The sequence below is a fragment of the Pseudonocardia sp. Ae331_Ps2 genome (assembly GCF_001932405.1).
Classification (GTDB): domain Bacteria; phylum Actinomycetota; class Actinomycetes; order Mycobacteriales; family Pseudonocardiaceae; genus Pseudonocardia.
Genome location: NZ_MCIM01000001.1, coordinates 3,554,486 through 3,557,751, shown reverse-complemented (window position 1 = coordinate 3,557,751; position 3,266 = coordinate 3,554,486). Strand labels below are relative to the sequence as shown.

Here is a 3,266-nt window from a genome sequence, read left to right as displayed (position 1 = left end):
GGACGGTGCCGAGCTCCAGCGCGGGTCCGTCGGTGGCGTATCCGGCGGCGATGGTGCGAGCGGGTGTGTCGTCAGCCACGGCGCGAGCCTAGGGCACACCCCCGACGGTGGTGGGCGAGGCTCGCGCCCGTCGCACCGATGTCACCTAGGCTGTGACGATGACCGATCGGCTGGTGTGGATCGACTGCGAGATGACCGGGCTCGATCTGGGGTCCGACGCCCTCATCGAGATCGCAGCCCTGGTCACCGACGGCGACCTGAACATTCTCGGCGAGGGCGTGGACGTCGTCATCGCCTGCGACGACGCGAAGCTCGACGCGATGCCCGACGTCGTGCGCGACATGCACGCCCGGTCCGGGCTGACCGAGGAGGTCCGGCGCGCGACGGTCACGGTCGAGCAGGCCGAGAAGATGGTGCTCGACTACGTCCGCACCCACGTCCCGGACGCCCGGTCCGCGCCGCTGGCCGGCAACTCGATCGCCACCGACCGGGGCTTCATCGCCCGGGACATGACCGAGCTCGACGGGTACCTGCACTACCGGATGATCGACGTCAGCTCGGTGAAGGAGCTGGCGCGGCGCTGGTTCCCCCGGGTGTTCTACGCCAAGCCGGAGAAGGGCCTCGCGCACCGCGCGCTCGCCGACATCCGCGAGTCGATCCGCGAGCTGGCCTACTACCGGCAGGCGCTGTTCGTGGCCCCGCCCGGTCCGACGACCGAGCAGGCGCAGGCCGCGGCGGCCGCGGTCGCGCACGTCGCGGCACCCCCGCAGACCGGTACGACCCCCGGCTGAGGGCTCCCGCGGACCCCGGTCTATAGTTTCTCCAGCGCTTCCGGGAGTCCGGGAGATCGCGATGGTGGGTGTAGCTCAGTTGGTAGAGCACCTGGTTGTGGTCCAGGGGGCCGCGGGTTCAAGTCCCGTCACTCACCCGGTCGCCGATTCTGCAGCAGCAGAGCCGTGCGACGGACAAGTACACATGCGCCGTTAGCTCAATTGGCAGAGCAGCTGGCTCTTAACCAGCGGGTTCGGGGTTCGAGTCCCTGACGGCGCACGCACGATCACAACCGAATAGCACGCGCCGTTAGCTCAATTGGCAGAGCAGCTGGCTCTTAACCAGCGGGTTCGGGGTTCAAGTCCCTGACGGCGCACCACCGATTCTGTGGGGGTAGGACGTCATCGTCCTACCCCCACAGCTCGTCCTGTCCCCTGCAGCTCATGGTGCCGACGGTTCCCGGCCGTGCTCATCCCGGCAGCCCCAGCAGCCGTTCGGCGTTGAGGTGGGCGATCTTCTCCATCGCGAGCGGGGGCAGGTCCGCCTCGCGGAGGAACGCCCGGGCGCCGTCGTTGCCCAGCATCGGGTAGTCGACGCTGAACATGATCCGGTCCACCCCGACCGTCTCGACGCAGAACCGGAGCTGGGCCTGGTTGAACATCCCGCTCGGGGTGATGTGGACGTTCTCCCGGAAGTAGTCCCCGACCGGACGGTCCAGGTGGGTGATCCGCTGCGGGAGGGCCTCCTCGATCCGTTCGAGGTAGAAGGGGACCATCTCGCCCCAGTGGCCGAGGACGAGCTGCAGGTCCGGGTACCGGTCGAACACCCCGGCGAGGACCAGATGGAGGAAGTGAGGTGTTCTCAGTAGCGGGGTGGCAGGTCGTGGCGACACGCCGAGGGTGGTGAGATGAGCGGGAACGGGGCAGGACCCCGGTAGATCGGTTCGGTCCAGCACAGATCGACACCGTCACCGAGGTCCTGCATGTCTGATCCTGTCACCTACACCGCTGTCCTCCCGATCGGGGAGCGCACCGTGGCCTATCTGGCGCGGCTCCTGGTCCTTCAACGCCGTCGACGTGGCACCCGGCGGCGGGCGTTGACCCCGTTCGCCCAGGCAGTGCTGGTGATCCGCTGGTTCTGTGATGCTACCCGGGTCCGATGTTTGGCCGGTGACAACGCGATCAGCACTGCAACGGCCTACCGTTACCTGCACGAAGGCATCGACGTCCTCGCCGCGGCCGCACCCGGCCTGCACGGAGCCCTGCTCGCCGCCCGCACAGCCGGGCACACCCACGTGAATCTCGACGGCACCCTGATCGCCACCGACCGGTGCCGCGCGCTCGGCCTCACCCCCGGGGTCGACCTGTGGTGGTCGGGCAAGCACCGCCGCCACGGCGGGAACATCCAGGTCCTCACCGCACCTGATGGATGGCCGCTATGGACCAGCGACGTGCGGCCGGGCCGCGAGCACGACACCCGCTGCGCCCGTACCCACCCCGGGCTGCTCGAGGGCCTGGCCGCGTTCACCGACGACACCCACGCCGCGCTGGGCGACCTCGGCTACGAAGGCGAAGCCGACCGGCTCACCGTGCCCATCAAACTCGCCCCCGGCCGCGGGCAGACGGTCAACCAGCGCACCGTCAACACCCTGCACTCAGCCCTTCGTGCTCTGGCCGAACGCGGAAACGCCCTGCTCAAGACCACCTTCGCCGCGTTGCGGCGAGTCACGCTATGTCCCTGGCGCACCGGCGCGATCACCGCAGCTGCGCTCGTACTACTCCACACCGAGTACGACCGCACGACATGATCAACCCGCTACTGAGAACACCTCAGTGGGTCCCCGTCTCGACGTGCCAGCCCCAGGCGCTCGTCTGCAGCCGGGCCGTGACGATCGGGTCGAGCCCGCCCTCGTAGTTCGACCGGGAGGTCTCGACCGGCGGGACGCCCGGGTGCAGATAGATGGGCACCCTCAGCTCCGCCGACCGCCGCAGGACGGGGTCGAACCGGGGCTCGTCGAGGAACCCGCCCCCGGTCCGGCCGTTGATCATGGATCCGACGAACCCGAGCTCACCGACGGCGCGGGCGAGCTCGTCGGCGGCGGCCTCCGGCACGGCCGTCGGCAGCGCGGCGAAGGCGGCGAAGCGGTCCGGGTGCGCCGCGACGGCCGCCGCCGTGCGGTCGTTGACCTTCCGGACGAGCTCCACGGCGACGTCGGCGGGCAGCTGCTGGGTGGAGAGGGTGGACAGGACCTGCACGGAGATGCCGTGAGCGTCCATGTCGGCGATCCGCCCCTCGCCCAGATCGAGGAGAACCTCGGGCGCCGGGGTGTAGGGGTACCCCGTCCCGGGGGCGTACGCCGCGGTGGAGCCGGGGCTGAGCCGCTCGGCCTCGGGCCTGCTCGCCCGCGCGACGTCGAGATCCAGGAAGTGCTCCTCGAGCGCGATGATCCGCATCGCGGCCTCCGTCCCGGACGGGTCGATCGTGCCTGGCACGTC

At 69.8% G+C, this 3,266-nt stretch carries 4 protein-coding genes and 3 tRNA genes; 5 read left to right on the top strand and 2 right to left on the bottom strand.

Translation table 11 applies throughout. The features are described 5' to 3' along the window. Positions 1–158 precede the first annotated feature (158 nt). From orn to Ae331Ps2_RS17115, 4 genes are all read left to right on the top strand, one after another. Entirely contained in the window at positions 159–791 is a 633-nt protein-coding gene (orn, locus tag Ae331Ps2_RS17130; protein ID WP_043280303.1) for an oligoribonuclease, read from the top strand. Positions 792–855: 64 nt separating this feature from the next. Next, a tRNA-His gene (locus Ae331Ps2_RS17125) sits at positions 856–928 on the top strand. Between the two features lie 49 nt (positions 929–977). Further along, positions 978–1,050, top strand: a tRNA-Lys gene (locus Ae331Ps2_RS17120). Positions 1,051–1,074: 24 nt separating this feature from the next. Next, positions 1,075–1,150, top strand: a tRNA-Lys gene (locus tag Ae331Ps2_RS17115). A gap of 90 nt (positions 1,151–1,240) precedes the next feature. On the opposite strand, the gene Ae331Ps2_RS17110 is transcribed toward Ae331Ps2_RS17115, so the two are convergent. Beyond that, positions 1,241–1,663: an amidohydrolase family protein gene (locus Ae331Ps2_RS17110; RefSeq protein WP_249265588.1), complete on the bottom strand. Its 423-nt coding sequence runs from the start codon at positions 1,661–1,663 to the stop codon at positions 1,241–1,243. Positions 1,664–1,753: 90 nt separating this feature from the next. Here Ae331Ps2_RS17110 and Ae331Ps2_RS17105 point away from each other — a divergent pair, with 90 nt between their 5' ends. Beyond that, complete coding sequence (locus tag Ae331Ps2_RS17105) at positions 1,754–2,578, top strand: transposase family protein (RefSeq protein WP_075313133.1); 825 nt, start codon at positions 1,754–1,756, stop codon at positions 2,576–2,578. A 22-nt stretch (positions 2,579–2,600) separates the two neighbouring features. Here the strand turns inward: Ae331Ps2_RS17105 and Ae331Ps2_RS17100 are convergent. Then, a partial coding sequence (locus tag Ae331Ps2_RS17100) for an amidohydrolase family protein (RefSeq protein ID WP_254864909.1) occupies positions 2,601–3,266 on the bottom strand: 666 nt, incomplete at its 5' end.

What these genes read in the sequence shown, in the direction of transcription:
- orn (WP_043280303.1), top strand. Translation starts at nt 159, where the DNA reads ATGACCGATCGGCTGGTGTGGATCGACTGCGAGATGACCGGGCTCGAT.
- Ae331Ps2_RS17105 (WP_075313133.1), top strand. Translation starts at nt 1,754, where the DNA reads ATGTCTGATCCTGTCACCTACACCGCTGTCCTCCCGATCGGGGAGCGC.